The sequence below is a fragment of the Nostoc sp. CALU 1950 genome (genome assembly GCF_051172895.1).
GTDB lineage: Bacteria > Cyanobacteriota > Cyanobacteriia > Cyanobacteriales > Nostocaceae > Nostoc > Nostoc edaphicum_A.
Window position 1 is genome coordinate 1 of record NZ_JBDNJQ010000307.1, and the last position, 3,416, is coordinate 3,416.

At 32.1% G+C, this 3,416-nt stretch carries 1 protein-coding gene; it reads right to left on the minus strand.

Going from position 1 to position 3,416, the window contains the following annotated elements; genetic code table 11:
• Nucleotides 1-292: 292 nt before the first annotated feature.
• Nucleotides 293-2,929, minus strand: coding sequence for a competence protein CoiA family protein (locus ABF638_RS37225; RefSeq protein WP_435027760.1), 2,637 nt, complete (start codon nt 2,927-2,929; stop codon nt 293-295).
• Between the last annotated feature and the right edge of the window lie 487 nt (nt 2,930-3,416).

Below are 3,416 nucleotides of genomic sequence, written 5' to 3' on the forward strand. Positions count from 1 at the left end.
TAACATATTTTGGGCTGTTTTTATCGGATTTTTCTTAACATTCAACACTTTTGATCGTTAACCTAATATAAATATCATAGTTAACTTATCGCTTTAAGATATAAGGTAGTTAGAGATATAAAAAATAATAGACGGCGATTGAGTTGACTAAATTAATTATCAAATATAATAGGCTTTATCCATTTATCTGATTTCAAATAATCGATAGGTAGTTGTAAGTCAGTATACATGATTTAACATCGATTGACGTTAACAAAAATTATAACTTTAGTTACTTATGGTATGAGTTAAGTTATCTATAAAATACTTGGTTATCTATCTTAGTCTCATTAAAACCGCCGTCTTTAGAATCATAGTATTGTCTAGCTTTAGCAACTAGTTGATTGTAGCTATCTTGGTTAAGTGCCTTGCAAGTAGCTATGATATCGTATCTGGATAGTTTCAAGCTACACATCATATAGCTTGCTATGCAGTGATTTAATTCTCTTATTTGGGCAATATCAACACTTGCTACAAATGGTTTAATACAATGCTCAATTGTGCGTAACAGTGTTTTGAGATTGTGTTTTGCTGAGGCTAGTTTTTCTTGCTCATATTCACTCAAGTTACGGTCATTCAATTTTTCACTTATACCCAACGCATTGTTATCTAACATTTTCTTACCTGCCAATTTCAGAATAGATTCTAACCAAATATACTCTGTTAACACTCCCTTTGCGTCTCTAAATAGCTTGTTTAAGCTAGTCTTTATCATTGGTCGTTTTCCAATGTGACGACGGTTACAGATGATTCTATCGCCTATTGTGACGGTATCCGTATGACGTGTTAAACCATTGAATTCTGTAACGTGTGGTAGCACGTCTTTCTTGGTTAGATAATTAGCGATTGCTTCATATTTAGGATGTACTGCTATCCACTCGTAGCAGTCATAATGAGATATAGTTACAATCCCCAATTCTACTAACTTGATACGATCTTGAGTCATATTAAGACTCATTTTTTTCTTACCTGATAACTGCTTTATGTGAGCAAATTGGGTTCCTGTTTCGTCATCCATTGAGAATGAACGCACATACTGTTTAGCTAATCTGTACAATGTAACTCTGTCACCTTGTAATTCACATTGTAGATACATCTCTTTATTTGTATCTGTCAATAATGGGAATGGTTTAGTTACACCGTCTTTAGTAACTGGTATACAGTCAGTAGATTGTAACTCTACTTTAAATGGCATAGACCATCCATCGATTAAACCACTAGAAAACTTATCTACTAACTTCCTACCATTCTCAACCTTAACTACATTTTTATTACTAGTCTCTAGTTCAGTATTCAATGTTTCATTAAGTTCCTTAAGTTGTGTCTTCTGTGTAGTTGCAAACTGTTTTAAGGTAGTTAACAACATACCATCAATAAGCGGTATTTGTTCAGATGCTTTACTAGCAGCGTTAATGAAACAATCTAATATAGTTTGTTCATCAATGTTTGAAAACTTAATACTTTCAATACTCAATCCTTTATCAGTTGATTTAACACTGTTAATAGGATTACAATGTTCAAGTAGTTCCAAGAGTAAGAAAACAGATGGATCATAGCAGCTAGTAATTACCAACTTCCGATTGTGTTCTAATGTCTTGACAAACTCAAAGTTACCATTTGAAATCATTGACTCAAATAATCTTGCTACATCAGCGCGTGTCCGATATTCTGGATAATCAGCCAAGTAACCATCGCTAGGGAATAAACCATCTATGTAGTTGATAACTGAAAGTTCAAACTTTTTACTAAACTTGTAAACCCGCGCATTATGCCATATCTCAACTAAACTCCTAACAGGTTTACCATCTAGATTTTTGATTCCCATACGGTTATCAGCTTTGATGTATTCGTTAACCATAAAGCTAAATTGAATAGCTGTATTACCGTCATCTGTGTTAGTTTCGGTAACTACTTTACAACGAACTGATATAGCCTTTTCTGTTTTAACTTTAGTTACTTTATCGACAGTACCATATTTTATTGCATTGAAGCTATAATTTAATGGTAATGGGGTACGTAACGTAGTACGTTCGCTACCTGACAGTTGAGAAGCATTGATGGTTAATGAATTAATATTTTTAGTTGATTTACCCTTAATAGCATCTTGAATATCAAGCATTTTTACTATTTTAGGTTCAAATGATTGAGAAATATTAGTAGTTACTGAATTAATATTTTTAGTATTGTTTGATGCTTTTAACCAAGGGTTAAGTATAATTATTTTTACTGTATACTGGCATATTGTATTTATATCTTCTATTGTAAAATTTTGCTGAAATAGTTTGTATTTTTCAGGTTTATATAATTGGTATATAGTGTAATAGAGTAGATATGGTAAATTAAAATTAAACTTTGCATTGGCACACAAATAACTTATTACTTGTAAACCTATTTGCTGTTGAAGTATAGTTTGATTATCCTTGATTTTGTCTGTAGGAAGAACATACTTATCTTCCATTAGCTGCCGATGTTTTATGAAATATTCAATACAATCTTCAGTAATACTATTGAGCGCTTGATTATTCTCATTTTTTATTGACTTAATCCAGTATTTAAATTTTACGTCATCAATAATTTTTTCTTCCCCAATATAAAATTTACTTAAAAAATGCTCATGAAATATCTTTAACCTTTGTCCCCTATTTTCAATAAAGTCATTTGTTTCTATAACGTTTTCATCAGATGATACTCTTAGACTGCATTGTTTCACTTGTCTAGAGTTACTAGTATGAAGGTGAGCAAAATAAGGTTTTCTAATATTACCTTTTCTTAGATAAACTTCTTGTTCACACTCAGGACAAAGTAAACCTCGTTCAGAGTAAGAAAAAAAGTCACATTCAACTGGATAAATTTCTTGACCACCTTCATACATCGAGATTGCAAATTTCATATTTAATTGATACTCTCATTATTATGAGAATAACTGTTAATACTTAGGAAATACCTGAGTAAAGTTACTTATTATACTTTTAATTACCAATTCCACCCCCATGATTTTATGTAGAATCAAACACTACACTGTGCAGGATTAAGTGTAGTGTTGTAACCCTTATCCTGGCTGGGTTATGTATAGTGTGTAGGGTTATTAATACATTTAAGCTCACATACCATAGTGAATTATGGATTGTGACTTAGGGTTATTGTTCCCTTATTTCATTTCAAGGTCAGAGCATTACCCTAATATATTTAGAAATAATGCTCTAACCCTACACAAACTACACAACCCTTACCCTGACTGGATTATGATGCTACACCTCACTCTTCACTGTGTAGGTTTGACTTTACACTACCTGCTAGAGGTGAAAGAATATGGTCATCTTTATGGGAGCATCCACTTTTGGAAGAAACACCTAATCAGACAGCAAGTAAACCATTAA

Excerpts from the sequence above, each read along its gene's own strand:
- ABF638_RS37225 (WP_435027760.1), bottom strand. The coding sequence starts at position 2,929 with ATGAAATTTGCAATCTCGATGTATGAAGGTGGTCAAGAAATTTATCCA.